The sequence below is a fragment of the Corallococcus sp. CA054B genome (assembly GCF_003611625.1).
In the GTDB taxonomy this organism is placed as follows: domain Bacteria; phylum Myxococcota; class Myxococcia; order Myxococcales; family Myxococcaceae; genus Corallococcus; species Corallococcus coralloides.
This window is the reverse complement of sequence record NZ_RAVY01000019.1, coordinates 1-26421: the sequence shown is the minus strand read 5'-3', so window position 1 is coordinate 26421 and position 26421 is coordinate 1. Positions and strand designations below refer to the sequence as shown.

Sequence of the window (26421 nt, the reverse complement as noted above, 5' to 3'; positions counted from 1 at the left end):
CGGCAGGCAGTCCTCGACGCGACGAAAGACGTGAAGGGCTCCCTGACCCGCGTCGAGGCCGCGTTCAGCAAGCTGGCGGCCCGTCCTCCGGACCCCTGGGGCTGGAGTCTCACTGGCGTCTTCACGCGCTACCTCGACCAGGGCTCCAAGCAGGTGACGTGGCTTCATGGCGCGCTTGGGAGCGCCACCGCGTTGACGGAAGTGGCCTCGGAAGTTGGCGACACGGACATGGAGCTGGGCCTGCTGCGCATGACAGGGCCGAAGCTCCAGGCGGCTCAGTTCGGGACGCTCCTCTTGGCCACCTGGGTGGACTTCCTGCACCTTGCGGACGCCGTGCTTCGCCACTGCCCCATGTGCAGCGCCGAGAAGCTCTTCGTGGACCTTCATCGCGTGCAGGGGTTGATGGAGCCCACGCTGACGGACCTCGCCTCACTGGACCCGGAGCGGGTGGAGGCGGCGACAACCGCGATGCCCGAGCTGATGGGGAAGCTGACGCGTGAATTCGACACGCTCCATCGGGAGACCCGCGAGACCCTGAAGCTTGGCGGGCAGGTCATCGCGGCGATGCAGGCGGTGGAGATGGTCACGATGATCTCCACGATGAAAATGGCCCTGCCACGCGTACCGCCCTCGGCCCCTGCGACGCTCGGCGTGGGACTGGCAATGAGTTCGGGTGGAGTGATGGCGGGCTCGCGGATTGTCGTCTCCGCTGAGTGGGTGGAGATGATGCGAAGGCTCGTGCAGGCGGGCGTCATCTCCGTGCCTGCCGTCGGCGCGGCCGTCCTCATTCAGGGCGGACAGGTCACGATGATGGCCCAGGCGCACCAGGGCTTGCCCAAGGGCGTGCTCGAAGCGCTGGGAGACAGCCCCGAGGTGCGCGGCATGCAGGTGACGGGCAGAGCGGGGGCGGGCATGTCGGATGCTCCCAAGCACCATGTGCTGCCGCAGGAGCACCGCGAGTGGTTCGAGCGGCGCGGCTTCAAGGGCGACATGGACATCGACAACTTCTGCGTCCGATTGGAGCAGGCCCACCACGAGGCCATTCACGGTGGGGGGAATTGGAAGCTGGGGCGTGCATGGCCCGGCGAGTGGAATCGGCTGATCATGGAGGCTCTGCACGAAGCTGAGATCACGGCAGGTCGGAGGTTGACGCGGAATCAGGTCCTGGACATCGTCGTGGAGCGTATGAAGGTCTACAGAGTCCCAATCACGTTCACGAAAGGGAGGAGCCGATGATCGACGGACGTTCATGGCGGGAGAACTGGAAGGCCCGCTTGTATGAGCGCGTCCGCGAGCGGGGCTACGATTCACTCACGGCTTTTGCCGAGGCCCGACCCACTGCATCATTGGTGGCACTGGCCGAGGAGCTCGGTCCTGACGACGTTGCCGGAATTCAGGTGTACGATGGATTGGTAGTTGAAGCGGTGCGAAGCAAGCAAGTGACCCGATTGGTGCGTGGCCAACTTGTGCGCGAGTTGTGGGGAAGCATCCCTGAGGGTTGGCCGGCCGTGTTGGATGACGACAACCGCTTCAAGGTTGCCAAGGCACTTGGCCCCTGGATTGCCTATACCCCAGACACTCATAAAGAGCGCGCACGCCAATGCAGGACGTCGCTCCTCGCCAATCCGCCCCCTGCTGGCTGGCGCCCGCTCGGTCCTGACGACGAACTGCTCCGGACGCTCCTTCCCGACGAGGAGGTCTGAACGCAGATGGTGGCCCCGATAGTTGGCGAGGCGGGGCTCCACATTGCCACTTCGTCCCGCAGGACTTCACGAAGGAGAGCAGTCGATGACCGATGGACGTTCGTGGCAGGGAAGCTGGAAGGCACGCCTGTACGAACGGGTCCGAGAGCGAGGCTACGACTCACTGACCGCCTTTGCCGATGCGCGCCCTGCCGTCCCGTTGCATAGACTGGCCAACGAGCTTGGTGAAGACGATGTCGCTGCGGTGCAGGTGTTCAGCGGGTTGCTCGCTGAGGCAGAGCAGAGTCTGCGGGTCACACGTCTTGTGCGCGATGTGCTCGTGCGTGAGCTGTCCGACGACTTCCCCGACGGATGGCCGGCCGTGATGGACGACGACGCCCGTATGGATGTTGCCATAGCGCTCGGTCGCTGGAGTGGTTACACGCCGGAAACCCATCAGGAGCGCGTTGATCGGGCCAGCGATGTGCTCCTCTCCAGTCCACCACCTCCCGGCTGGCGCCCGCTCAATCCTGACGACGAGCTTCTTCGGACACTTCTTCCCGACGAGGAAGCCTGACCGGAAGCGGAGCCCCTTCATCGCCACAAACGGGTGACAGTTCGAGGCGCGAGCCGTGTTCCACGCACGGATGCCTGTCTTTGTCGCACCAGCACCTGGGCCGGCAGGTGTCGCATCCTCCTGAAGGAGCTGCCCCCCATGCGTGGCCTCACCGTCGCCCTCGCACTGACCCTGGCCCTGTCCGCATCGCCCGCCACCGCGGACACGGTGCCCTCCCTCCCCGAACCCACCGGCCGCCAGCCAGTCGGCACCACCTCCCTGTATCTGAAGGACACCTCGCGCCCCGACCCATGGGTGCCGTCGGTGAACTCCCGGGAGTTGATGGTCTCCCTCTTCTACCCGGCGATCTGGTCGCACGGTCCGAAGACCCAGTACATGACCCCGGCCGAGTCGGCGGCGCTCCTCGCGGACAGCGGCATCCCCGACGTGCAACCCGACCTGCTGAGCACGACGCGGACCCACTCCGTCCGCAACGCGTGGCCGGCGGGGCGCCCGCGCAGCCTGCCGCTGGTCGTGCTGTCGCCGGGCTACAGAAAGCCCCGTGCCACGCTCAGCTCACTGGCCGAGGACCTGGCGAGCCACGGCTACGTCGTGGCGGTGGTCGACCACACCCATGAGAGCGTCGGCACCAGCTTCCCCGACGGGCGCGTCGAAGGGTGTGCCTCGTGCGACCTCCCGCACGACCTGGCGTTCTGGCAGAAGCTGGAGCAGGGCCGGGCCGCCGACGTGTCGTTCGTGCTGGACGCGCTGCTGTCCTGGCCTCACGCGAAGTGGCTCGGCGCCTACCTGATCGACCCGTCCCGCATCGGGATGGCCGGCCACTCCGTGGGTGGCGCGAGCACCCTCCCCACCATGGTCAACGACTCCCGCATCAAGGCCGGAATCGACCTCGACGGCGACACGGACATCCCGCTCCTCGCCCCCGGACTGTCCCGGCCGTTCATGTTCCTGAGCCACCAGCTCACGCCCATTCCGTGCCAGCCTGGCGTGAACACACCCTGGGAACGGGACTGGCAGCAGCTGACCGGGTGGAAGCGCTGGCTCGAGGTGGCGGGCACGGTGCACGCGTCGTTCACCGACATCGGGCTGTTCGCGGACCAGCTCGGCCTCGACATCGGCGCGAGCACCACCGCGGAGCGCACCCAGGCCATCTCACGCCCCTCAAGGGCAGATCCATCTCCTGTTCGAGCAGCTGCACGTGGCGGTCCTGCAGGTGCTGCCGTCGGACCAGGAGCACGTCGTCGTGCCACCACCATTCCCGCAGTTCGTCCAGTTCAGGGCGTCGCAATCCGGCGCGATGCACGTACAGCTCCCGTCGGAGCACACCGCCGCTTCGGAGGTGCCCACGGGCGCCTCGGCCGTCGCAGGGCTTGATTCGGGAGCCCCACCACAGGCCGCCAACAGCAGAGCGGAGGACAGCAAGGACCACAGCGCGGACTTCTTCAGTTGAAACCGCATGGCGTCACGCTCCTCTTCATGGAGTGGCATTGCTGCTTGAAACGCTGAAAGCCTACCACGCAATGAAGTAGCGCGGCTCAATGGCAGGCTCCGCCGCTCCCTGCATCTTCTTTCCCGCAATGGCCATCACCGCGCCCGGGAGGGTGAACATCAGGTGCAGCACGCCTGGTGGCTTGAGCACCATCTGCCCTGCTCGCGTCTGTCCTGCCTGCACCCGGTCCACCTCGGGCTGACGCTCGTCCTGGATCCGCTGGAAGACCACGGCATCCAGCGGCCGGTCCTCGCGAAGGGCGTCCAGCAGGTGGTTGGCGGCCACGAACGTGTCCTTGATTGCCAGGTTCAAGCCCTGCCCCCGCTTCAGCAGCGCGGCGAAGAGCCCTGCCCGCTCCAGCGCTTCGACGACCGGCGCTTGCAGGAGCTCCCCACGGAACTCACGCTCGAAGTCTCAGAACGCGACTTGAAACCGGGACATCACGACGTTCTCCGCTTCCCGGTCGCCTTCCAGTGCCCCGCCCACGTACTTCGTGTGGTGGTAGTTCAGCGCGACGCGCACCCGCCGGTTGACGGCGAAGAGGGTCGCGACGCCGAAGCCCCGGGCCTGGCTCACGGAGCGCGTGGGGTCCGCGAACACGGGGAATGCGTCGTCGTCCATGTCCAGGCCCTGGTAGCGCACGGAGAGCTCCAGCGCGCCGCCCTTGCCCGTCTTGGGGTCGAAGGGACGGTGGGGCTTGGGGCCCGTGAAGGACGCGTCCCCGCCCAGCACATACGACGCGTACGCCTGCCACGCGTGGTTGCGCAGGCGCGCGCGCTGGCCACCGATGCTCACCTCCTGTGACGACAGGACGTACTCCGCGAGGAGCCCCACCGGGCCCCAGTAGAAGTGGCCCTGGGGCGACAGGCGCACGTGTTCGCCGTCCGCGACGACGGTCGGTCCGGTGGTCCCGTTGTTCAGGAAGCTGAAGATGATCTCCTGGCCGGTGCTGCGCTGCGGCCCCAGGCCGGTCGTGGAGGTGTTGGTGGACGGCGTGCCGAACTGGAGGCCCCGGGTGACGGCGACGCCCAGGCCCAGGCCCTGGAGCGCGGAGTTCGTATCGCCCTTGAAGGGCTGGGCGAAGACGCGGGCCACCAGGTCGAAGCTGTCATCCGTGTTGACGTCGAGGCTGGCGCCGTCGGGATCGCCGTTGACCACCGCGAACGCATAGCTGAGGCGCCCCCCGGCGATGTCGCCGTGCAGCTGCAGGCCCGCGTCGCGGACGGGGACCAGGCCGAAGGTGAGCGAGCGTTCGATGAAGGGGACGTCCGTGTTGGCCTGGAGCAGCTCCAGCCCGAAGGGCGTCTTGAAGCGGCCTGCGCGCAGGCGGAGCCACTCGACGGGGCGCAGGTCGATGTACGCGTCCTGGATGAGCGGCTGATTGACGCCGAAGTCCGGCATGAGCCGGAAGTCCACGAAGCCGAACAGCGTCCCGTCCAGGAAGGGGCGCAGGCGGCGGATGAGGAACGTGTTGTTGGCGCTCCGGTCCGAGTCCGCCAGGTAGAAGCGGCCGTCCGCCTGGAGCTGGCCGCGGATCTTCAGCACGAAGGCCTTGTCGGCGGAGGAGAGGATGTAGCCCTCCTCGGAGACCTGGACGCTGGGGGGCTCCGGGGCCTTTTCGGGCTCGGTCGCCTGGGCGCGGGCCTGGGGCGCGGCGAGCAACAGCCCCAGGGTGGCGAGGTGGGCGGCGGAGAAGGCGGACACGCGGGACCTTTCAGGCGGGGGGCGCCAGGGCTGGAGGGGGCAACGGGCGAGCACCCTCCCTGCGTGCAAGTGTGCTGTCAAGCGAGCTTTCGCCGGTGCGGTCTCCGCTCAACGGTCAGGACGCGACCTTGGAAATGCTGTTTGTTGTTGCCTGACAGGCCACTGTGGCCTTCCAGGCAACGACAGACACCCATCAACTTGAAGAAACTTCACATGGAGTCATGGCGATAAAGGTTTGTCGCAGCCCGCGCCCCGCGGCTCGACATGCCGAGGCCTGGAAATGCCAGTGTTTCATGGAGCCCGCTGGATCGCGTTGTGCCTGCTCACGTTCGTTCTCGCCTGCGGTTCCACCGAACCCGATCCGACGCCTGGGGAGGATGACGACAGCGACAAGGTCGCGGCGCTCACCCTCTCGCCGAACGGGGCGACGCTCCTGGTGGGCGAAACGCTGACCCTGGCCGCCCATGCGCTCGACAACAGCGGCCACGTGCTCAACAACGTCCAGGTGACCTGGTCCTCCCAGCTGCCCACGTACGCCACGGTGACCGACGGCCGGGTCACAGGCGTGGCCCCCGGCGGCTCGGTCATCACCGCCAAGGTGGGGGCGGTGAGCACGACGCTGACGGTGGTCGTGATGCCGGACGACCCATCCCGGCCGTCGAGCGACGAGGTCCTGGCGTCCGCCCATGAGGCAGGCCTCATCAACGATGAAGAGCTGCTGGCCTACCGGGTGTACGCCGCGTTCAGCGATCCCCGGCTGCCCCTCCAGTACAAGGCCCGCGTCGATCCGGGCTTCGACGTCACCCCGCTCGAAGAACTTCGCGAGCGCTTCGACGACCTCTCCGCGCCGATGCAGGATGCGCTCGGGATGTACATGCTGCGCCCGGATGACCCGGGGAGCTGGCTCAACACGCCCCTGCCCGACGCCCGGCTGAGCAGCATGAAGCGGCCCGCCTGCAGGGCCAGCTCCGACAGGTGGTACTCCCCTTCGCCGTCCTACGCGAAGGTGAAGGTCTGGTTCGAGCTCGCCTTCCCGAGTCAGCGCGATCAGGCCATCTTCCTCGACAGGGCGATAGAGAGTGAGATCTGGCCGAAGCTGATGGCGCTGGGGCTCAAGGAGCCCCTCACCGACGAGGCCTACGTCGGCTGCAACGGAGGAAGCGCCCACCTCGACATCTACCTGTCCCGCAACATGACCGGCCAGCGGGGCTCGACCGTCCCGGAAGGCTTGGACAACACGCAGGCCGCCACCTTCATCCTGGTGTCGGATGGGCTCACCAAGGACGAGCTCAAGAGCGCGGTCGCCCACGAGCTGATGCACGCCATCCAGTGGTCCTACAAGACGAAGGGCCCGCAGCCCCAATACGGATGGATCCGCGATGCGACCGCGAACTGGGCCATCGACCAGGTGTTTGGGCAGGCGCCGCAGCTCGAGCACGACTACGCCGACTGCTTCATGCGCACCCCGGACCTGTCCCTGGAGGACCGCTCCCCGGGCCACTGCACCTCGGCGGCGGCGGGCAAGCTGGCCGGACGCGACTACGGCGCCTACCTGTTCTTCCAATACCTGGCGAAGAAGCACGGCCCGAACGTCGTGGTGGCGGCGCTGGAGAAGCTGACCACGGAGACCTCCAGCCTCACCGCGGTGGACTCCGTCGTCCCCGGCAAGCTGGAGAAGACGTGGCCGGAGTTCGCGAAGGTGCTCTGGAACCAGGCGCCCATCGACGCCAAGGCGGAGTCCTTCGCGAAGTGGGACCAGCTCAAGGAGAAGGTGAAAGTCCACGCGCTCAAAGGCGACCTGGCCGGCGCGCCCGAGCACAAGGAAGAGCTCCACGACGAGCTGAAGAACCTGTCCAACCACTACGAGCACTTCACGTTCAGCGACCCGAACACGCGCTCCCTGCTCTTCCACAACGGGTGGTTCAAGAACATCACCGAGTCGAAGGATCCGGTGAAGGTGCTCGCGCTCTGGAACGACGCGAGCGGGGCGTGGCACGAGGAGGACTGGAGCGACTACGAGTACGTGGGCCTCTGCCGTGACCTGAAGTCGCAGCGGGCACAGGACCTGATCATCATCACCAGCAACGCGAAGTTCGAGCCCAACGGCGGCGGGAGCCTGAAGGCGGCGAAGACGCCCTACCTCAAGCGCAGCAACCTGGGCTGCTGGAAGTACAAGGGCACCTCGAAGGCGGTCCTGATGGGGGCGGGCTGGTCAGGCCGGGGAAAAGTCCTCGACGCGAACCTGGAGTACCAGGTGCTGGGAGCCTTCGCGGCCTCGGACTACGAACATCCAAGCCTCCCGCACACGAAGCGGCTGGGAGCCTTCATGATCATGCCGGTCAGCGGCGACTTCACGCTCGACGTCGACTACAACTTCGGAGGCTGCCGGTACACACACGGGCCCACGAAGTACGCGCTGGTCGCGTCTGGAGGGGTGATGTTGATGAACCCCTTCAACGAGTTGAAGTCACCGGATCCCGACACCCAGGACTGGCTGTCGCACGCGTCGCGCTCGTACACGTCGGCGATTGGTGATGGACGCATCGTGGACATCGCCGTCAGCGGCAGCCCGGACTGCCGGGGGCCGGAGAAGGATGCCCCCGGGAACATCCTCTTCACGGACTCGGGCTCACCGCCGCTCGCGAAGCCCAATGGCGAGCTGTCCGGGACGTTCCTCTACTCGGACACCACCTACACCTGGACGCTGCAGCCGCAGCTCGAACCCTGAGGCGGGTGTCCTTCGGGTTTACGCGTCCCGAGCGCGCGTGAGACAAGGCCCCATGCCCGACTGGAAGCGGTTGCAGCAGCTCAACGGTGGGGATCCCATCTGGTACTCGGATCCCCAGCTCGACACGAAGGACGAGGTCTGGTTCTACAACCAGGGCGGTGCCCTGCGCGTCTGGAGCGAGGGCACGCTCACCCGGGAGGACCCGAACGTCTTCAAGGGGCTCGCGCCCGTCGAGCGGCGGCACACCCTGTACCGGCTCAGCACCCTGCTCCACGTCGATGTCGAGGTGCGTGGCGCGCAGTCGCTCGTCTGCCGCGGGACGCTGAACGGCGCGCACCTCGTCTCCCGCATCGAGACCTCCCGCGTCGAAGCCCTGCTGGCGCGCTACCGCAAGCTGGGCTTCAAGGACGGCGCGCCGTGGAACGCGACGAAGAAGCTCGTGACGCGCCGCCAGTATCACCGGGCTCCGGACAGGTACTGGGAGGTCCGCGTGGACGGCGAGCATGTCTTCGAGGATTACTCGGAGCAGACGACCCTCGGGAGCCGTGAAGCCGCCCTGGCCCGGGCCGAGCAGCGCGTTCGAGCCAAGGAGAAGGCGGGCTTCGTGCTCCGGAACATCGAGCTCACTGAAGCCAGGTTCTCCAATCCGGAGCCCAAGCCCGCCCCCAGCGCGCCCAGGCGTGCGCCCCTGCCCAAGGGGCCCTCCTTCCCGAAGCCCCAGGACGCCTTCGAGGCTGTCGACGTGGCCATCTCGATGCTGAAGGACCTGCACGAGCGTTTCCCCACGGGTCACTTCGTCGCGGAGCAGCTCGACGCCCAGAAGGAGAAGAAGCGCATCGGCACGGCCGAGGAGCATGTGTCCTTCTTCAAGCGCATGCACAAGGCGCGCATCGGTCGTTGGAGGACGGCGAAGCCGGGCAAGCCGAAGAAGCGCGAGTCCAGCTGGGACTACTTCCTGCGCGTGTATGGCTCCATCACCTGGATTGTCGGCAGCGGTGCCGACCAGGACCTGCCCATGTTCCTGTGCGGCAACGTCACCGGCGGTGGCTGGAGCTGCCTGGAGGTGGCGGAGGACCTCTACGCGATGGAGGACCTCGTCGAAGCCACCGGCAACCCGGACCTGGAGGACCTCCTCGTGTTCCACGGAGGGTGGCACACCTCCAGGTCCTTCGCGTTCGACCCCTGCGTGGAATCCGCCACGGGTGAGCTGGCCATCATCCCGTTCGACGAGGGCCTGGAGAAGCTCCCCAGGCCCATGAAGCGCGAGCGCGTGCAGCCCTTCGGCCTGTGGCTCCACAAGCGCGTCACCCAGCTCGTGCGCATCGCGGAGCGGAACCTGCGCGAGGCGCTGTGAGCCACTGACGCCCGAAGACCCGCTCAAGGGCTACGGCGTGACATCGGAGATGCTGTACGTGAATTCCGTGTCGTAATAGGTGACGTAGACACCGAACCCCTGGAGGCGACGAAGCGAGAGGAAGTAGCGCGCGGTGGAAGGCGCCGTGAACTCGGCAACCAGACGCAAGGTATCGGGGTCCTCGAGGTCCTTCCCGAGGACGGTGCCCTGGGCATCCAGCACCGTCGTGGAGGGATAGAAGGAGAATCCGTTCGAGGTCACCCGGTACGTGTGACCTTCCACGAGGTCCACCGCGAGCACGTCCACATCACCCTCGGGCCAGAAGTTCACGTCGGTCGTCGAGGGCACCGTCACCACCGTGGCCTCTGGCGGCGCATCCGGATGCTCGTCCACTCCGTCGTCCGCCGCCTGGCAGCTATAGCCCCCCATATACCGACCGTCCGCCCAGGTGAAGACACGCAGGAAGAGGTCCTCTCCGGTGTCGTTCTCGGCGGACAGTGCTCTCTCCCCGCGCCTGTGCAGATATGAATGCGTGTTGAGCACGGTGCCATCCGCCCTCACCATCTGCGTTCTCGGGCCCATGCCGCTCCCTCCGGGGATGAAGTAGCAGACCACCGCCAGGATGTGCCCCTTTGGAATGGAGAACCGGAAGACATCCACGTCATCCACGTCGTTCAAGACGCCGGTGAAGCGCGACGGGACCTCCTTGAAAATGGCGTCCTGCACCGTGTTGGGCTCGGTGTCCTCGGTCTCGGAGAAGTCAAAGGTATACCGGCCGACCTGGACCTGCGACGGGAGGGACGCACCCACGTCCACGATGGCGGTTTCGTCCACCTCCGCCCGCCAGGACACGTAGGTGCGATCGGAAGTCGCGGCGGGCGGGAGGGGCTCCAGCGTGCCCGGATCGAGCCTCCGTACCTCGCATCCAAGCAGGGTGTCCCCCTGGCAGCTGAACCGGTAGAAGTATCCGGCCTTCGTGGCCAGCTCGTAGCGGACCCGCTGCCCCTCCTCCGTCAGCTCCCCTTCTCCGTGCGTCCCGGGACTCATCGGGCTCTGCTTGACGTCGTCCGGAATTGGAGCGTCGTCCGGAATTGGCTCGGGCTTCGCCGGGTCCTTTTCGCAGGACGCCAGCAGCAACCCTCCCATCAGCAGGGACAGCGCTCGGTACCGCAGGAAGGATGTCTTCGTTTTCATGACGGCCTCGCCTTTCATCGGTTGCTCTTGGGTTTCTTGCAGCGCGGTCTCGAGGATTTCCTGGTGGATGTTCCGCCCCCCAGGGGCGGAATGGCCACCCGGCTTGATCAGACACGGGGGAGCTGGCCATCCTCCCGTTCGACGAGGGCTACGGCGTGACATCAGAGATGCTGTATGTGAATTCCTTATCAAAGTAGTAGACGTAGGTACCGAACCCCTGGAGGCGACGAAGCGAGAGGAAGTAGCGCGCGGTGGAAGGCACCGTGAACTCAGCCTTCAGACTCAAGGAGTCGGGGTCCTCGATGTCCTTCGCGAGGACGGTGCCCTGGGCATCCAGCACCGTCGTGGAGGGATAGAAGGAGAATCCGTCTGAGTTCACCTGGTACGTGTGACCTCCCACGAGGTCCACCGCGAGCACGTCCACATCACCCTCGGGCCAGAACTTCACGGGGGTCGTCGAGGGCACCGTCACCACCGTGGCCTCTGGCTGCGCATTTGGATGATCGTCCACTCCGTCGTCCGTCGCCTTGCAGCCATAGTCCCCCACATCCACACCTCCCACCTGGGAGGAGACACGCAGGAAGAGGTCTTCTCCGGTGTCGTTCTCGGCGGACAGCGCTGACTCCCCGTACCTGTGCAAATATCGATACTTGTTGAGCACGGTGCCATCCGCCCTCACGATCTCCGTGTCGGGGCCTGAGCTGGCCGACTTGGTGTAGCAAAACACCGCCAGGATGTGCCCCTTTGGAATGGAGAACCGGAAGACATCCACGTCATCCGCAGCGTTCAAGACGCCGGTGAAGTCCGACGGGGCCTCCTTGGAAATGGCGTCCTGCACCGTGTTGGGCTCGGCGTCCTCGGTTTCGGAGAAGTCAAAGGTATACCGGCCGACCTGGACCTGCGAATTGATGCGCGCACTCACGTCCATGATGGCGGTTTCGTCCACCTCCGCACGCCAGGTCACGTAGGTGCGATCGGAAGTCGCGGCGGGCGGGAGGGGCTCCAGCGTGCCCGGATCGAGCCTCCGCACCTGGCATTCAGGCAGGGTGTCCCCCTGGCAGCTGAACCGGTAATAGTGTCCGGCCTTCGTGGCCAGTTCGTAGCGGACCCGCTGCCCCTCCTCCGTCAGCTCGCCTGCGCCGTGCGCCCCGGGATTCATCACTAACGACCCGGCGTCCGGAACTGGCTCAGGCTTCGCCGGGTCCTTTTCGCAGGATGTCAGCAGCAACCCTCCCATCAGCAGGGACAGCGCTCGGTAGTGTCGAAACGAGGTCTTCGTTTTCATGACGCCTTCGCCTTTCATCGGTTGCCATCGGGATCCTTGCATCATCTTCCATGTATTGGATTCTTCAAGGCATGCCCCCCTTTAGTCGCATTGCCCTTTGCGTCACCGGACTCCTGCTCTCCCTGGCCGCCTGTACCGCTCGGTCCTCCGGCTCCGTCCAATTCGCGGCCTCCGTCCAGCAGGCCCTCTCTGTGCAGGAGGTCACTCGCGTCAAGGTAACCCTCTCCACGGCGGAGATGCCGCCCCGCGTCGTCGACCTGGGCCGCTCCAACGGCTCCTGGGGCGGACTCATCGGTGACATCCCCGCTGGCGCCAATCACGCCTTCCTTGCCGAGGCCTTCGACGCCTCCGGCACCCTGCGGTTCCAGGGCCAGACTTCCGGCGTCACCATTGCCGCCAACCAGACCACCACCGTGGTCATCACCCTCCAGGAGCTTGCCCCACCCGCTCCGTATGCCAATGAAGCCCCTCTCATTGACTCCGTCGTCGCCTCCACCACCACGGTCCAGGCTGGCGGTTCACTCTCGCTGACCGCGACGGCGCATGATCCCAACATCGGGGACGCCCTCGCGTTTGCGTGGACGGCCTCCAGCGGCACCTTCTCCGCTCCCACGGACGGCACCTCCTCTTGGACGGCGCCTTCCTCCCCTGGGATCCAAACCCTTGTCTTCACCGTGACGGACTCTCAAGGAGCCGCCGCCTCCATCTCCCTCGCCGTCAACGTCGTCTCCGGCGCCTCCACCGGCGACGCGGCCATCGACGTCTCCTTCAACCTCTGGCCGGCGGTCTCCAGGATCTCGGCCTCGCTCAGCCGGATGGATGCGGGGCAGTCCACCGTCGTCTCCGCGAATGCCTCGGATGCGGACGGCGATGCACTCTCCTACCAGTGGGCCGCGACCTGCCCTGGGACCTGGACGGATGCGACTTCCAGGACCGCGTCCTTCGTCCCTTCCTCCATTCCAGCCAGCGCATGCAATAACTGCCGGCTCACCGTCACGGTGCAAGACAACCGGGGTGGGCAGACCACGGGCTCGCTCAACCTCTGCGTCGCGGCCTCATCCCCCGAGCGCTTCGCCCCACTCTTCACCCACTTCTACCAGTCCTCCACCTCCGCCGCTCCGGGCCAGACGGTGACCTTGGACGTCGCGGCCATGGACCCGCAGACCCGCCCCATGACGTTTGCCTGGACCGCCAACATGGGCTCGCTGTCCGCGGGACAGAGCACCGCCCATACCAGCCAGGTCGCATGGACAGCGCCCTCCTGCGCGGTGACGGGCCCGCCCCCCTCCATCACCGTGGTCGTCACCAATGACTACGGCCTCGTGGCCTCCAAGTCCTTCACCCTCACCGGCCTGCGGACGTGCGTGACCGGCTGGTCCTTCGCGGGCCCCATGGCCACGGGTCGCTACAATCACACCGCCACCCTGCTCGCCTCCGGCAAGGTGCTCGTCGCAGCGGGTTACAACGGCGACACCTCCTCGGAGGTGTACGACCCGGACACCAACAGCTGGTCCTCCGCGGGCCCCATGGCCATGGGCCGCTTCCACCACACCGCCACCCTGCTCGCCTCTGGCAAGGTGCTCGTCACGGGGGGCTACGGCAATGGCAGCGCCCTGAGCTCCGTGGAGCTGTATGACCCGGCCACTGGCGCCTGGACCTCCGTGGAACCCATGGCCACGGCCCGCTACCAGCACACCGCCGTCCTGCTCCCCTCCGGCAAGGTGCTCGTCACGGGGGGCGTCAATGGCAGCGCCCTGGCCTCCGCGGAGCTGTATGACCCGGACACCGGCTCCTGGTCCTCCGCGGGCCTCATGACCATGGCCCGCAGCCAGCACACCGCCGTCCTGCTTCCCTCCGGCAAGGTGCTTGTCACGGGGGGCATCAATGGCAGCTCACTGGCCTCCGCGGAGCTGTATGACCCGGCCACCCACGCCTGGACCTCCGCGAGCGCCATGACCACGGCCCGCTACCAGCACAGCGCCACCCTGCTCGCCTCCGGCAAGGTGCTGGTCGCCGGGGGATACACGGGCTACTTCGCCGCCTCGGAGGTGTACGACCCGGCCACCAACGCCTGGTCCTCCGCCGGGACCATGGTCACAGGCCGCGCCCTCCACACCGCCACCTTGCTCACCACTGGCAAGGTATTCGTGACAGGAGGCTTCAACACCTACCTGGACTCCACGGAGCTGTATGACCCGGCGACCCACGTCTGGTCCTCCGCGGGCTCCATGGCCACCGCCCGAAACCAACACACCGCGACCCTGCTCTCCTCTGGCAAGGTGCTCGTTGTCGGCGGGTTCAATGGCGGCGCCCTCTCCCACACGGAGACCTACGCGCCTTGAGCGCGCACCCTCGTCAGTTCGGGGCGTGAGGGCATTTCGAGCTGGGCCTGCACGAGCCGCGTGTAGGCCCCGCCTCGCGCGAGCAGCTCCGCGTGCGTGCCCTGCTCCACGATGCGGCCCTTCTCGATGACGAAGAGGATGTCCGCGCCCACCACGGTGCTCAGCCGGTGGGCGATGGTGACGCGGGTGCAGGAGAGGGATTGCAGTGCTTGCTGCACGCGCCGCTCGGTGACGGCGTCCAGCGCGCTCGTCGCCTCGTCCAAAAGCAGCACCGAGGGCCTTCTCACCAGCGCGCGCGCCAGGGCCAGCCGCTGCCGCTGTCCTCCGGACAGGCTGGACCCCTGGTCTCCCAGGGGCGTGTCGTAGCCCATCGGCAGCGCGAGGATGTCTTCGTGGATGCCCGCGCGCGTCGCCGCGTCCACCACGGCCGCCAGCGGGATGGACGGATCCGCGAAGGCGATGTTGCTGCGCACCGACGCGTTGAACAGCCGCGTCTCCTGCACCACGATGCCCAGCTGCTGGCGCACCGAATCGCTCTCCAGCTCCGTCAGGTCCATCCCGTCGAAGAGCACCCGCCCCGCCTCCGGCCGGTACAACCCCAACAGCACGCGAGCCAGCGTGGACTTGCCTCCGCCGGAGGGGCCGACGATGGCCGCCCACTGGCCCGGGGCGATTCTCAGCGACACGTCCTGCAGGGACGGTGACTCCAGCGCGTCGTAGCGGAAGCGGACCCCCTCCACCGTGATGCCACCCGCCAGCTTCGGCGCGGGCCGCACCTTTCGCGCGTCCTGCTCCGGAGGCGTCTCCAGCAGATCGTCGATGCGCTCCATGTAGCCGCCAGCGAGCTGCAACTGCCCGCCCACCGCGACAAGGGACGCCAGCGGGGACAGCGCGCCCAGCGCCAGCGCGTGCGCCGTCAGCATCGTCCCCAGCGTCAGCTCGCCGCGCAGCACCTGCCACAACCCCGTGCCCAGCAACACCGAGGGCGCGCCCACCTGGAGCCCCGCCGCCAGCGCGTCCACCACGCCCTGGTAGTAGCGCTTGCGCGAGGAGGCATTGAGCTGCCGCGTGTAGAGCTCCTCCCAGTGCCCCACCGACTGTCCCTGCGCGCCCGAGGACTTCAGCACCTCCAGGCCGGACAGCATCTCCACCGTGAAGTCCTGGGACTTCGCCTGCGCGTGCATCTCGCTGGCCAGCAGCTCCTCGCGCCGCCGCCGCGTCAAGAGCAGCACCAGCACCTGCGCCGCCGCCACGGCCCCCACCGCCAGGAGCAGCGGCCGGCTCAGGCCCGCCAGCATCCCCACCGAGGAGAGGATGAGCAGCCCGTCCAGCATCACCGCCAGCGTGGCCGCGCCCAGCGCCTCGCGGATGATGGCCAGGCTGTTGATGCGCATCATCAGGTCGCCCGACGAGCGCTGTTGGAGGAAGGCATACGGCAGCGACAGCAGGTGCCGCACCAGCTGGCCCGCCATGCCCACGTCCAGCTCCATGCGCAGCCGCACCAGCAGGGCCGAGCGCAGCGACGTGGCCAGGACGTGGCAGACCAGCACCAGCCCCACGCCCACGCCCAGTGCCGCCAGCAGGCCCGTGTCCTGCCGTGGCACCACCCGATCCACCGCCATGCCCGTGAGGAAGGGCAGCACCAGCGACAGCATCTGCAGCACCAGCGACACCGCGAAGATGCGCGTCCAGTTGCCCGCGTGCCCGCGCAGCAGCGCTGGCAGGCGGCGCAGCAGGGCCGGCCGCGAGTGGCCCCGCTGGAGCGCGGGCGTAGGCTCGAACAGCAGCGCCACGCCGGTGAAGGCGTCGCGGAATTCGTCCCAGGACAGCCGCCGCCGCCCCAGCGCCGGGTCCACCACGGCCACCCCACCCCGCCATAGCCCGTCGAAGACGACGTAGTGGTTGAACTCCCAGTGGAGGATGGAGCCGCGCTCCAGCACGGGCAGGTCGTCCATGCCCAGGCTCACCCCGCGCGCGTCCAGGCCGAAGCGCCGCGCCGCCTCCACCAGCGCCAGCGCGTGCGCGCCACCGCGCCCTGCCCCCACCACCCCGCGCACCTCCGCCGGCCGCGCCGGGGCGCCATGGTACGCGAGCACCATGGCCAGGCACGTGGGGCCACAGTCCGCCGAGGTGAACTGCTGACGGAACGGCACCCGGCGCCACCGACGCCTCAGCTCACGCAACGCCTCCATGGCTCACCTCCGCCCGCCACGAGCCTGCGCCCACAGCGCGGCCAGCAGCGACTCCGTGCCCACCCGCACTTCGACGGTGCCCGGCGTGCCCGGCGCGTCGCCGCCCGCTGACGAGACCTCGTGCGCCCGGACGAGCACGCCCGACGCCAGACTCCCGAGTCCCCGGCTGAACGTCTCCGGTCTTCGTGTCTCCGTGTCCACCCACTCCACCTCGTAGTCGCGCGGGCCCTGCGCCATCCGTGAGCGCACGCGCAGCCCCGGACGCAGCGCCCCCTGGTGCTGGGCAGGCACGGTGAAGAACAGCCGCGTCCGCAGGGCGCTCCCAGGCGACGGATCCAGGGAAGAGCCCTGGGACAGCGCCTCCACCACCCCCGGGACGCTCACCACGCGGTCCACCGGCACGCGCGTCGCGAAGAGCCCCAGGCCCGCGAGCGCGACCCCCAATGGAAGCGGCAGCCAGCGCACCCAGCGCGGGTGCTCCAGCCGCACCGGCTCCGCGGCGCCTCCGCGCGCATGGCGCTCCAGGGCCTCGCGCCGGAAGGGCGTGCTCCCTTCCTCAGCGGCCATGTCCCGACTCCGGCGGCGGGCGGAAGGACGCGAGCAGCATCCGGTCCCACGCCGGCTCCTCGTCGCTGATGGCCGCAAGCAGCGCGAGCGCGATACCCGCCGAGCCCGTCAGGAAGCTGGCGTTGTCCTCCACCCGGTCCGGGTAGATCTCGCGGGGGAACCACGCCGCGTAGCCACCGACGCCCTCGCCGGGCACGCGCCGCGCCAGCAGCCGCGCGAAGCACTCGCGCGCCTCGCGGCCGAAGGCCTCCTCCCCCGTCAGCCGGTACATGCGATGGAACAGGTGCGCCAGCCCCGCCTCGCCATGGCACAGGCCGCCGTCCATCACCTCGCGCGTCTCCTCGGGCCGGCGCACCGCGCGCAAACCCGTCTCCACGGCCACCTGCTCCCACTCCGCGTTGCCCACGGCCCGCGCGGCCATCAGCAGCGTCGCGGCCACGCCCGGATCCCCGTAGCACCACGCCCCCCGCGCCACCTGGGAGCGCCGCACCTCGTCATCCCCGTAGTAGGCGAAGGCGGACAGCGAGCCCGCCGGTTGCTGCTGCGCGAGCAGCCACCGCACCGCCTCCTCCAGCGCGGGGCCCACCCGCGCCCGGTCGATGCCGTGCGCCCACGCGGCCGCGAGCAGGCCCACCGCGCCCGGGTTGCCGTGCGCCACGCCCAGGTTGTAGCCGCCGTCCTGCGTCTTCTTGCGCGTCGTCGTGGGGATGAGCTCCGGAGGAGTCCGCCACGCCCTTCCTTGCGGCCCCAGCTCCGACACGTCCAGCAGGTGGTGGACGATGCGCTCCAGGCACCGGCGCGCCCGGGCCCCTGGCAGCCGCTCCAGCGCGAAGACGCCCAGCCCCACCAGCCCGGCGATGAGATCGTAGTGCTGCACCCAACGCTCGACGCCCAGGGCCTCCTCCAGCGCCGCCTCCACGTCCTCCAGCGGGTCTTCCTCCGCGCCCAGCTGATCCGGCAGCAGGTGCGCGCCCAGGTGGTGCATCACCCACGCCACCTGGACGAAGCCGCCATGGAGCGCCGGGCGCATCCACCGGCTCCCCACCTCATCCAGCGCCCCGTCCAGGTAGCGCGCCGCGTGCTCCGGATCCTCTCCCCCGGGCCACACGCGAGCCAGGTAGCCGTGCAGCAGCGCCTGGCTCGACAAACGCTCCGCGATGCGCGCGCCCGAGTGGGTGAAGGGCTTGTGAAGCTCGGTGGTGATGGCGCGCACCGTCTCCGCGGCCTGGTCCGCCAGCGCTCCGGTGAGCAGCGGCCACCACCGGGGGGACTCCTGGGTGGGACGGAGGGAATGGGCCATCATGGGCGAGGCTCCTTCGCGCGGGCACGCGCGAGCTGGGACTGGTACGTCCGGGCAAGGAAGTCGTGCAGCACCAGCTCCTGCGCACGCGCCGACGAGCGCAGCATCCGGTTGGCGTGCATGTGCAGGTGGATGCTGGCCGTCGCGAGCAGGGTCACGCCAAGCCGGCCCTCGAGCGAAGCCGCCTCCAGGCGCCGCCGCACGGAGACCAGCCGCTCCGAGCGCTCGCGCAGGACGGCGAGCCCCTCGACGAGCAGCGGGCTTTCTTCCGCGCCTGGAGCCCACGCGGCCTCCAGGGCGGCGCGGGACTGCCGGTAGCGGGCACCGAGCTGGTGCGTGAAGGCCGTGTCCATGCGGAACTCCCGCCCGAAGTAGTCGCGGGAGCGCTCGGCCACGTTCAGCTTCATGCGAAGGTCCAGACCCAGGTCATCCAGCAGCAGGTCCATGCCCCGCAGCGTGAGCTGCCATCGGGCCTCCGCGCCCGCGTCGCCGTCCAGCAGCGCCATCAGCTTCAGCACCGCGTCGCTGTCCGCGTGGAACAGCTCCTCGGCCAGGGCCATGCCCTCCGGACCGCCGTAGCGCTCCAGCTCCCGCTCGTACGTGTCGAGCTGCACCTTCCACACCACGCCGTCCCGCATCAGCGGCGCCACGGCGGCGGACAGCGCGGGCAGCGCGTCGCGGTTCAGGCGGGCCGGGTCCCCGTGCAGCCGCAGGCGCACGTGCCGGTCCGGATCCTCGAAGCGGATGAAGAACCAGCGGTCCACCACGCCCTCGCGGACGAGCCGCTCCACCAGCGGCGCCACCGCGTCGCACAGCACGTCATCCGCGCCAGCGGTGCCCGCGTACAGCTTCGCGTAGAGCCACTCCGAGCCGGGCGCGAAGTGCCGGAGGGCACCGGCGGTGGAGACAGCGCGCGGGGCCGGCACGGAGGCCGTGGGCTCCTGGCGCCGCACCATGGGGAGGAACAGCTCATGGACGAACCTCCCCTCCGGACCGTGGGCGCACAGCGCGTCCAGCCCGACGAGCTGCTCGCGCAGCACGGCGCGGGGGCTGTCCTTCACCAGGGAGGCGAGCGTCTCCACGCACAGGACGTTGTCCAGGTCCAACGGCAGCACGTTGTCGCCACTCACCAGCGCCACGTGGCGCGGAAGGCCCAGCCGCTCGCGAAGCTGTTGCACGGCGCGGAAGCACTCCTCGCCGCGCGCCGCGCCCAGTGGCTTCAGCACGTCCGGCCCCAGCCGCCACCTCGCCAGCGACAGCACCACCCGGCCGGACACCACGCGCGGCAGGAAGTCCAGGCCCTCCAGCGCGCCCCAGTTCCACGACAGGCCCACCGCGCGCCCATCATGCTGGAGCATGCACAGGAAGCGGTAGACGCCCAGCCCCCGGGAGAAGTTGTGCGCGGTGGTGAGCCGCGGCAGCACCTCGCGGCCCAGCCGCTTCGAGCGCAGCACCACGCGCCCATCCACCACCGACACGCGCAGGTCTTCCACCGGAAGCTGCTGCGCCTCGGGCGCGCCGGAGGTCCCCAGGAAGGGAATCTCGTGCCCACGCAACTGGGGCCGCAGCAGCACGTTGCCGATGCGTCCCTCCGGCAGGTGCACCACCTCCGCGAAGACGGCGTCCGGGCGCAGCGCCTCCTCGGCGCGCAGGTGCCGCTCCACCGCGTCGCGCAGCGCCTCGTCCCCATGGCAGAAGCGGCCAAGGGTGTTGGCGCCGGAGGGCCCCCCCGCGCCGCGCAGCACCAGTGAGAAGTCCCCACGCGTGAAGGCCTCGTCCGAAGCGGCCTGGACGCTGAAACCCACGGAGAGGGCGTCCGGCGCCGGCACGGCCTTCTCCGAGGACAGCGCCTTCAGGTCCTCCTCGCCCAGCGTCAGCACGCGCGCGCCCGGGCTGGCGGTCAGCCGGCGCATCAGGTGCAGCTCGCGTGCGCCGAGCGCCCCTCCAGCTTCCGTCGCCGCGGGAAAGGCCAGCCCGCGCAACAGCGGCGCTCCATCCGCGGCGGGCGCGTTGGACACCTGGAAGCCCACGCCGGACTCCTCGTCCAACGCCTCCAGCAGCGGCACCTCGCGGCCCTCGTAGCGGCGGGTGAAGGCCTCGCAGAACGCGCTCAGCAGCGAGTTGCCGGTGTGCAGCTGGGGCCCCATGCGCCGGACGAGCTCCACCGCGCGCGACGCCTCCGCCAGCACCTCCGGCCCGAGCGTGGCCCCGGGCGCCGGACGGTAGAGATCCACCTGGAAGAGGCGCGGGAGCTCCACCTTCACGGGAAGCGCCTCGAGCCGCGTGGCGATGGCGAGGTAGGCCTCCTTCGACCGGCCGGGGCCCTCCGCATCCAGCCTGGACAGCTGACCTCCGACGTCCTCCAGGCAGGTGGCGGCCTCCAGCGCGACCTGAGCGGCCTCACCGGGGCCTGACTCCCGCGCCAGCGCGCGCAGCCGCGCCACCAGGTATGGGAGTGGCTCGGGCCCGGTGACGGGCACAGCCAGCTCCGGCACCAGCAGGTCGTTGTCCACGAGCGTGCGCACGTACGCGGCGGCCTCCTGGGCATCCACCTCCGCGTCCAGCGCCACCAGCGTCCGCACCAGCTGCTCCGGCCGGGCCCCCGGGCGCGCGCACTCCAGCACCGCTTCCAGGTACGCATCCGGCCGCACCGAAGACAGGTGGTGCTGGCGCACCGCGCCCGCGTGCCGCGTCTCCACATAGCGAAGCCGCCCGGCCGCGCGGTACAGGCTGCCATTGGGGCGGTAGCGGAGCACGTCGCGCAGGGCCGGGTGACGCACCAGCGCCTCCACCAGCCGCGTGAGGTAGTCCATGTCCAGACGCGTGTCGCGCTGGCATTCACGCGCGTCCGCCACCGGCAGGTGCGTGCGCGCTCCCAGCTTCCCCACGGAGCACGACGCGAAGAGGCCAAAGGGCGTGCAGCGCCCCGCCATGCGCAGGAAGTAGCGCACCAGCGCCCGCTCCACCTTGAGGCCGTACTCGCTGTCCGGCGCCTGGAACCAGAGCGGCAGCCCCTCCTCCAACGAGGGCGACGCGACGAAGAGGGCCTCGCGCACCTCCGGCCGCTCCACGTACGCGCGCAGCCGCGTGCGCAACAGCGCGCGATCCGCGTCCAGCGCCTTCGCGAGCGACTCCGGGGCCCGCGGCGCGGTGAGTTGCGAGCTCCAGTGCTCCACTGCGTCGAAGGGCAGGAGCGGAGTGCGCAGGACGAAGAAGTCCGCCGGTTCCATCAGGGATTCGGCGGGAGCGCGGCGGCGGAGCTGGGACATCGCGACGGACCTCGGAACCGGGCGGGTGCGGAAAAACGCCCCGGGCCGGCAAGCACCGGCCCGGGGCAAAGCCTCTCACCATGCCTCGGAGGCGGACCTCACCTCCGAGCTCATGGCAAAGACCTCATCAGAAGCAGCAGCCGAAGGCTTCGCCCGTCGAGCAGAGCGCGTTCGTGTAGCAGACGGTGGCCTCGGTCGGATCCGTGCCCGTGCAGGCAACCACGGAGGTCGGGGCGCCACCGGCAACCTGCTTCAGCTCGGTCTCGTTCAGCGAGCGCAGGGTGTCCTTCGACAGCGTCAGCTTCTTGGAGGGCTTCTTCATATTTCGTCTCTCGATGTAAGGCCGCACGGAATTGCGCGGTCGAAACGAAATACGAAGTGCCCTCGAGTTCCTGGTCGTTGCTCCAATCACTTGTCAGCGATTCGCGTCCAGCGGAGGCAGCCACGTGAGCACGTTGCGCGTCCAGAGCTTGCGGAAGGTGGCGACGAGCTTCGCGCGCTCCGCGGGATCCGTCAGCTCGTTGGCGTCGGCGATCTCCGCGATGCTGGTGGTGCCATCCGCGAGCCCGAGCAGCTCCCGCTCCATGTCGCTGGCGCCGAGCCCGGGGGGTAGCAGGAATCGGGTCGGATTCAGGCCGGTGGTGCGCTCCACGCTCTGCGCGGTGGGGCGCTCCAGCAGATGCGGGTGCACCCACGCGCGGCTCCAGGAGCCCACCGCCAGCGGGCGCAGCGACTCCACGCGTTCGGGCGGCACTTCCTCGCGCAGTACCTGGAGGAGGGTCTCCAGGTTGAGCAGGGCCCGCGCCAGCGGCGGCGCCATGCCCGACGGTACAGGCGCGCCCGCCATCGCGCGCACCGCGAACACGGCGGTGGCAATGGACACCATCACGCCCGCGTTGGAGGCCCCCACGTGCAGGGGCCCTCCAGCGAGCCTCACGCGGCGGCGGCCCTCGAAGACGAGCGGCCACAGGTCCGGCCGGGACTCCACCGCCAGGCGCTCCAGCTCCGCTCCGGTCCAGTCCGGATGCGCCTGCTTCGCCTCCTCCAGGCTGACGGACTCCCGCAGGCCTCGAGCTTCGTCCTCCGTCAGAACGCCCGCGCGTGTGAGCAGCCCCAGCACCTGCGGGGACAGGCGCGCGCCGCACGCGGCCACCAGCACATCGCACGGCAGGTGACGCGCCTCGCCGTCCTCGTGGTACGTGACGCCTTCGCGGGTAACGCGCACCGCGCGGGCGTTCGGCACCAGCCGCGAGCCCGTGGCTTCGACCAGCCGCGCGAAGTGCGGCAACCGGTGGAGGCTCCGCGCCTCGCCGCGCATCAGCAGCGTCACCGGCTGGCCTGCCATCATCAGCGCCCCGGCCTGCTCGAAGCCGGAGATGCCACCGCCCAGCACCGCCACGCGCTGGCCAGCCACCTCCGCCGCGGAGCGCAGCCCCTCCCGCACCTCCACGCGCGAGCCGGGCTCCACCGCGTCCGGAGGCAGGGGCCGCCGCTCATACCAGGAGGTGACGAGCACCTCTTCGGCGCGCACCTCGCGGCGTCCCTCGGGCGTCTCCACCTCCACCGTCACCCCGTCCGCGTCGGGGCGCAGGCCCACGCAGCGGTGGCGGCAGCGGATGTCCAGGCGCCCCATCTGGATGACGCGCGCGTAGTAGTGCAGCACGTCCTCGCGCGAGCACTCCAGCGCGTCGCGGCAGTCCAGCGGCAGGCCACCCACCTCCCAGTGCGAGGCGGGCGACAGGTAGACGAGACCCTCGATATGGGCATGCAGCGAGGCCAGCGGAGTGGCGCCGGCCTCCAGGGCCAGGGCGGGGATGCCACGCGCCCGGGCCTCGAAGAGAGCGGCCACCGCGGTGGGTCCGCCGCCAATGACACACAGCTTCGTCGTGAGGGTCGTCATGCGCGCGCAACCCTATACACGGTCCGGCAGCCCAAGAGCGACAAGCCCTTTTTTCAAAGGAAATCGAGCCAGAATGGCCACCTCGATCCGTATGGGCTGCGGACACGCCGGTGAGCGGGGAAAGCGCATGCGCATCTTCCAGGACATGGGGAGGCGCCTTCAGGAGCGGTGGCTGAAGGTCCAGCACAGCGAGGCGGCCACGCGGAGGTGATGGCCCGCCTGAAGGAGACCTTCGACGCCGAGGAGGTGGACGGCCAGTCGGATGACATCGCCGCGCTGGCCGCCTCCCTGCGCGAGTCCGCGCTGTTCCGTCCCCTCTTCCGGGACTGAGCGGGCCCGGCCGGGCTACTTCTTGCCCTTGCCCTTGCCACCCTTGTGGTGGTCGTCATCGTGATGCCGGTCGTGGCCCCGATTGTGCCCGTGGTCATGACCACGTTCACGGTGCGACGCGGGCACGACGCCCCCCTTCTTCGAGTGCTTCCACTTCTTGTAGCGCCCGGGGGGCAGCTTCACGACCTTGACGGGGACCCGCCGCTCTTCCACGACCTCCCAGCCGCCGCGGTAGTCGCGCGCCCGGTACCACCGCCCATCACGACGCACCCAGTACGCATCGTCCACGATGTAGAGGTCCTCGTCGTAGTCCTCCACCACCTGCACGCCGGGCTGCACGACGACGAGCGGCGGTGGCGTCGAGAAGACGATGTCAGGCAGCTTCACGTTGAGGTCGACACGCACCTGCCCGAAGGCCATCGAAGGAAGCAGGATCAGCGCAGCCAGGAGTCGGTTCATCCGGCGAGCGTAGACCTCCACCTGTATCAACGTCCTCAACAAACGCGTTCTGTCGAGTGCCCCCGCACTGTGTGTCATTGCGCGCGTGGACACCCGGACTGTCTCTTTCAGTCAATGTGCATCGAAACAGCCCAGGTTCACCGTTCCCCCGATAGCGCCATCGGGGCACCAGGCCGCGCGTCAGCCCTTCCCCTTCGGACGGCTCACGTTGAACATGACGATGTTGTGATCCGAGCCGCCGGTCGGGCCGGCCCTCACGTTCGTGACCTTGCATCCGTAGGACATCGCATAGTCAATCTTGCCGTGGCCGTGGCTCTCCACGCCGCCATGGGTCTTCATGCCCGCCTGCTGCGCGATCCAGTTGGGTGACCACTTCCCCTTCGTCGACGCCGGCTCGTTCCAGTCGCCACCGATGAGCAGGCCCTCGTCAGGGTTCTTCGCGATCTTCCGCTGCGCGAAGCCGAGCAGCTTCTCGGAGAGCGACTTGTAGGTACTCACGCGGTTCTTCGGCCCGACGGGCTCCCCGCCCTTCCAGTCAACCGAGGGCGGCTGGTGGGCCGAAACCACCTGAAGCCAGCCCGCGAGCTTGACCGCGGTGGCCGCGCGCGGCGGAGCATGGCCACCACGCACGGTGGTCCATCCGCCACCCTCGCCCTGGATGGACGTCTTCTGCCCCTGGAGCAGGCTGTCCTTCACGAGGACGCCTGTCTCGCCATGGTCCTTGGCCCCGGGGAAGGTCACCAGGTGGTAGCCGGGGATGTTCTCCAGGGCCTTGTGATAGCCGTTGATCTCCTGGAGCTGGATGAAGTCGAGTTTGTTCTTCTTGGCGAAGTCGCCCAGCCACTTCTTCACGTCCTGGGGATTGCGGTCGCGCTCGACGTTGTAGGTCGCGCCCTTGAGCTGCGATGGGGTCTTGCCCTTGCTGTCGCTGGCGCCCGTCTGGCTGGCCCGGGCCGTCGTGGTGCTGGCGGTCTTGGCGTCGAAGCGGTCGTCCGCGGCACCCTTGTGGTAGCCGGGCGACTTCATGCGCTCCTCGACCTTCTGAGCGCGATTGCCAGTGTTTGCGACGTGAAGGAGAGGACGGTGGTGGGGAGTGGTTCGCATGATTTTCTCGATTCTCGCCCATCGAGAGATAATGTTTCTTCGGCCCGCGCTGACGCGGCCAGACTTGCCGCACCGCATCACGGCGACATGAATCCAGGAGCGAAATCATGACGACCCCGGTGAACAAGACCGTCCTCTGTCTCTGGTACGAACGCAGCGCTGAAGAAGCGGCGGAGTTCTACGCCCGCACCTTCCCCGGCAGCTCCGTCGGCGCCAAGCACCGCGCACCGGGTGATTACCCGGACGGCAAGGAGGGCGATGTCCTCACGGTGGAGTTCACCGTGCTGGGCTTCCCCTGCATCGGCCTCAATGGCGGTCCCACGTTCAAGCACAGCGAAGCCTTCTCGTTCCAGATCAGCACGAAGGATCAGGAAGAGACGGACCGTTACTGGAACGCCATCGTCGGCAACGGCGGTCAGGAAAGTCAGTGCGGGTGGTGCAAGGACAAGTGGGGAATCTCCTGGCAGATCACCCCTGCCGCCCTGACGGACGGAATGAGCGATCCGGATCCGGCCGCGCGCAAGCGGGTGTTCGCCGCGATGATGGAGATGCAGAAGATCGACATCGCGAAGATCAACGCGGCGCGCAGGGGTTGAGGGAGGCCCCCCCTACCGGCGCGCCTGGGCGCGGGCGATGATGCCCCCCGCGTCTTCATGTTGATCCGCTCCGGGACGGACGAAGCTGGTGACAGCCCTCGCCAGCCTCGCGGTGGTCGAGTTGATCACCACGAAGACCCCCTTGCAGTACTCGCGAGCCAGGTCGGCGGGTTGAAACATCCCCTGAAACAGACAGGCCGTTTCAGCAAGCCTGTCGCAGGCTGGCCTAGAGCCAGGGCCTCAGCCGCTCCCGCAGCGTGCGCACGCCAGGCAACGCCTGCGCCAGCGTGCGGTAGAGCGGCTGGCCGAGCCGGAGCGTGGCCTCCGCCCATTCCGGGCGCGTGGGAGC

General features: G+C 68.7%; 21 protein-coding genes. 8 read left to right on the top strand and 13 right to left on the bottom strand.

Features of this window, described 5'->3' with window-relative positions:
- Window positions 1-30: 30 nt before the first annotated feature.
- From D7V80_RS07310 to D7V80_RS07295, 4 genes are all read left to right on the top strand, one after another.
- Window positions 31-1236 (top strand): DUF2380 domain-containing protein, encoded by a 1206-nt coding sequence (locus tag D7V80_RS07310; protein ID WP_370452467.1) that lies wholly within the window; start codon window positions 31-33, stop codon window positions 1234-1236.
- Window positions 1233-1703, top strand: coding sequence for an NUDIX hydrolase (locus tag D7V80_RS07305; RefSeq protein WP_120587473.1), 471 nt, complete (start codon window positions 1233-1235; stop codon window positions 1701-1703). The genes D7V80_RS07310 and D7V80_RS07305 overlap by 4 nt, the downstream gene beginning before the upstream one ends.
- A gap of 85 nt (window positions 1704-1788) precedes the next feature.
- Window positions 1789-2259 (top strand): NUDIX hydrolase, encoded by a 471-nt coding sequence (locus tag D7V80_RS07300; RefSeq protein ID WP_120587472.1) that lies wholly within the window; start codon window positions 1789-1791, stop codon window positions 2257-2259.
- A gap of 138 nt (window positions 2260-2397) precedes the next feature.
- The gene (locus D7V80_RS07295; RefSeq protein ID WP_233585199.1) at window positions 2398-3633 is read left to right on the top strand and encodes an alpha/beta hydrolase; all 1236 of its coding nucleotides are present in this window, start codon (window positions 2398-2400) and stop codon (window positions 3631-3633) included.
- 136 nt (window positions 3634-3769) lie between these two features.
- On the opposite strand, the gene D7V80_RS07290 is transcribed toward D7V80_RS07295, so the two are convergent.
- Window positions 3770-4060, bottom strand: coding sequence for a hypothetical protein (locus tag D7V80_RS07290; protein WP_199738421.1), 291 nt, complete (start codon window positions 4058-4060; stop codon window positions 3770-3772).
- Between the two features lie 102 nt (window positions 4061-4162).
- Window positions 4163-5452: an OprO/OprP family phosphate-selective porin gene (locus tag D7V80_RS07285; RefSeq protein ID WP_120587471.1), complete on the bottom strand. Its 1290-nt coding sequence runs from the start codon at window positions 5450-5452 to the stop codon at window positions 4163-4165.
- Window positions 5453-5738: 286 nt separating this feature from the next.
- On the opposite strand from D7V80_RS07285, the gene D7V80_RS07280 reads away from it, so the two are divergent.
- Together D7V80_RS07280 and D7V80_RS42630 are read left to right on the top strand one after the other, a co-directional pair.
- On the top strand, window positions 5739-8180 hold the full coding sequence (locus tag D7V80_RS07280; protein WP_158616570.1) for an Ig-like domain-containing protein: 2442 nt from the start codon (window positions 5739-5741) through the stop codon (window positions 8178-8180).
- Between the two features lie 52 nt (window positions 8181-8232).
- Entirely contained in the window at window positions 8233-9534 is a 1302-nt protein-coding gene (locus D7V80_RS42630; protein WP_233585198.1) for a hypothetical protein, read from the top strand.
- 30 nt (window positions 9535-9564) lie between these two features.
- Here the strand turns inward: D7V80_RS42630 and D7V80_RS07265 are convergent, their stop codons facing one another.
- On the bottom strand, window positions 9565-10728 hold the full coding sequence (locus D7V80_RS07265; protein ID WP_147447007.1) for a hypothetical protein: 1164 nt from the start codon (window positions 10726-10728) through the stop codon (window positions 9565-9567).
- 148 nt (window positions 10729-10876) lie between these two features.
- Window positions 10877-12013 (bottom strand): hypothetical protein, encoded by a 1137-nt coding sequence (locus tag D7V80_RS07260; protein ID WP_147447006.1) that lies wholly within the window; start codon window positions 12011-12013, stop codon window positions 10877-10879.
- Window positions 12014-12084: 71 nt separating this feature from the next.
- Between D7V80_RS07260 and D7V80_RS07255 the strand changes: the two genes are divergently transcribed.
- A complete protein-coding gene (locus D7V80_RS07255; RefSeq protein ID WP_120587467.1) occupies window positions 12085-14355 on the top strand; it encodes a kelch motif-containing protein in 2271 nt (756 codons plus the stop codon).
- On the opposite strand, the gene D7V80_RS07250 is transcribed toward D7V80_RS07255, so the two are convergent.
- From D7V80_RS07250 to D7V80_RS07215, 8 genes are all read right to left on the bottom strand, one after another.
- A complete protein-coding gene (locus D7V80_RS07250) occupies window positions 14343-16547 on the bottom strand; it encodes a peptidase domain-containing ABC transporter (protein ID WP_120587466.1) in 2205 nt (734 codons plus the stop codon). The two genes, D7V80_RS07255 and D7V80_RS07250, sit on opposite strands and share 13 nt — an antisense overlap.
- 3 nt (window positions 16548-16550) lie before the next feature.
- Window positions 16551-17114, bottom strand: coding sequence for a hypothetical protein (locus D7V80_RS07245; RefSeq protein WP_120587465.1), 564 nt, complete (start codon window positions 17112-17114; stop codon window positions 16551-16553).
- Window positions 17104-18417 carry a lanthionine synthetase C family protein gene (locus D7V80_RS07240; RefSeq protein ID WP_120587464.1) on the bottom strand — a complete coding sequence of 438 codons (1314 nt, stop codon included), beginning with the start codon at window positions 18415-18417 and terminating at the stop codon, window positions 17104-17106. Before D7V80_RS07240 ends, D7V80_RS07245 begins: the two co-directional genes overlap by 11 nt.
- Window positions 18414-21683 carry a lantibiotic dehydratase gene (locus D7V80_RS07235; RefSeq protein WP_120587463.1) on the bottom strand — a complete coding sequence of 1090 codons (3270 nt, stop codon included), beginning with the start codon at window positions 21681-21683 and terminating at the stop codon, window positions 18414-18416. Before D7V80_RS07235 ends, D7V80_RS07240 begins: the two co-directional genes overlap by 4 nt.
- Window positions 21684-21810: 127 nt before the next feature.
- Entirely contained in the window at window positions 21811-22005 is a 195-nt protein-coding gene (locus D7V80_RS07230; protein WP_120587462.1) for a class I lanthipeptide, read from the bottom strand.
- A 93-nt stretch (window positions 22006-22098) separates the two neighbouring features.
- On the bottom strand, window positions 22099-23583 hold the full coding sequence (locus D7V80_RS07225) for an FAD-dependent oxidoreductase (protein WP_120587461.1): 1485 nt from the start codon (window positions 23581-23583) through the stop codon (window positions 22099-22101).
- Window positions 23584-23928: 345 nt separating this feature from the next.
- Entirely contained in the window at window positions 23929-24372 is a 444-nt protein-coding gene (locus D7V80_RS07220) for a hypothetical protein (protein ID WP_120587460.1), read from the bottom strand.
- Between the two features lie 180 nt (window positions 24373-24552).
- On the bottom strand, window positions 24553-25398 hold the full coding sequence (locus tag D7V80_RS07215; protein WP_158616569.1) for an endonuclease/exonuclease/phosphatase family protein: 846 nt from the start codon (window positions 25396-25398) through the stop codon (window positions 24553-24555).
- A gap of 185 nt (window positions 25399-25583) precedes the next feature.
- Here D7V80_RS07215 and D7V80_RS07210 point away from each other — a divergent pair, with 185 nt between their 5' ends.
- On the top strand, window positions 25584-26072 hold the full coding sequence (locus D7V80_RS07210; protein ID WP_120562808.1) for a VOC family protein: 489 nt from the start codon (window positions 25584-25586) through the stop codon (window positions 26070-26072).
- 12 nt (window positions 26073-26084) lie between these two features.
- On the opposite strand, the gene D7V80_RS41690 is transcribed toward D7V80_RS07210, so the two are convergent.
- Window positions 26085-26252: a hypothetical protein gene (locus D7V80_RS41690; RefSeq protein WP_158616568.1), complete on the bottom strand. Its 168-nt coding sequence runs from the start codon at window positions 26250-26252 to the stop codon at window positions 26085-26087.
- Between the last annotated feature and the right edge of the window lie 169 nt (window positions 26253-26421).

Bases quoted from the DNA above. Each gene is read 5' to 3' on its own strand.
- D7V80_RS07305 (WP_120587473.1), top strand. From the start codon at position 1,233: ATGATCGACGGACGTTCATGGCGGGAGAACTGGAAGGCCCGCTTGTAT.
- D7V80_RS07300 (WP_120587472.1), top strand. From the start codon at position 1,789: ATGACCGATGGACGTTCGTGGCAGGGAAGCTGGAAGGCACGCCTGTAC.
- D7V80_RS07295 (WP_233585199.1), top strand. From the start codon at position 2,398: ATGCGTGGCCTCACCGTCGCCCTCGCACTGACCCTGGCCCTGTCCGCA.
- D7V80_RS42630 (WP_233585198.1), top strand. From the start codon at position 8,233: ATGCCCGACTGGAAGCGGTTGCAGCAGCTCAACGGTGGGGATCCCATC.
- D7V80_RS07265 (WP_147447007.1), bottom strand. From the start codon at position 10,728: ATGAAAACGAAGACATCCTTCCTGCGGTACCGAGCGCTGTCCCTGCTG.
- D7V80_RS07260 (WP_147447006.1), bottom strand. From the start codon at position 12,013: ATGAAAACGAAGACCTCGTTTCGACACTACCGAGCGCTGTCCCTGCTG.
- D7V80_RS07255 (WP_120587467.1), top strand. From the start codon at position 12,085: ATGCCCCCCTTTAGTCGCATTGCCCTTTGCGTCACCGGACTCCTGCTC.
- D7V80_RS07250 (WP_120587466.1), bottom strand. From the start codon at position 16,547: ATGGAGGCGTTGCGTGAGCTGAGGCGTCGGTGGCGCCGGGTGCCGTTC.
- D7V80_RS07245 (WP_120587465.1), bottom strand. From the start codon at position 17,114: ATGGCCGCTGAGGAAGGGAGCACGCCCTTCCGGCGCGAGGCCCTGGAG.
- D7V80_RS07240 (WP_120587464.1), bottom strand. From the start codon at position 18,417: ATGATGGCCCATTCCCTCCGTCCCACCCAGGAGTCCCCCCGGTGGTGG.
- D7V80_RS07235 (WP_120587463.1), bottom strand. From the start codon at position 21,683: ATGTCCCAGCTCCGCCGCCGCGCTCCCGCCGAATCCCTGATGGAACCG.
- D7V80_RS07230 (WP_120587462.1), bottom strand. From the start codon at position 22,005: ATGAAGAAGCCCTCCAAGAAGCTGACGCTGTCGAAGGACACCCTGCGC.
- D7V80_RS07225 (WP_120587461.1), bottom strand. From the start codon at position 23,583: ATGACGACCCTCACGACGAAGCTGTGTGTCATTGGCGGCGGACCCACC.
- D7V80_RS07220 (WP_120587460.1), bottom strand. From the start codon at position 24,372: ATGAACCGACTCCTGGCTGCGCTGATCCTGCTTCCTTCGATGGCCTTC.
- D7V80_RS07215 (WP_158616569.1), bottom strand. From the start codon at position 25,398: ATGAAGTCGCCCGGCTACCACAAGGGTGCCGCGGACGACCGCTTCGAC.
- D7V80_RS07210 (WP_120562808.1), top strand. From the start codon at position 25,584: ATGACGACCCCGGTGAACAAGACCGTCCTCTGTCTCTGGTACGAACGC.
- D7V80_RS41690 (WP_158616568.1), bottom strand. From the start codon at position 26,252: ATGTTTCAACCCGCCGACCTGGCTCGCGAGTACTGCAAGGGGGTCTTC.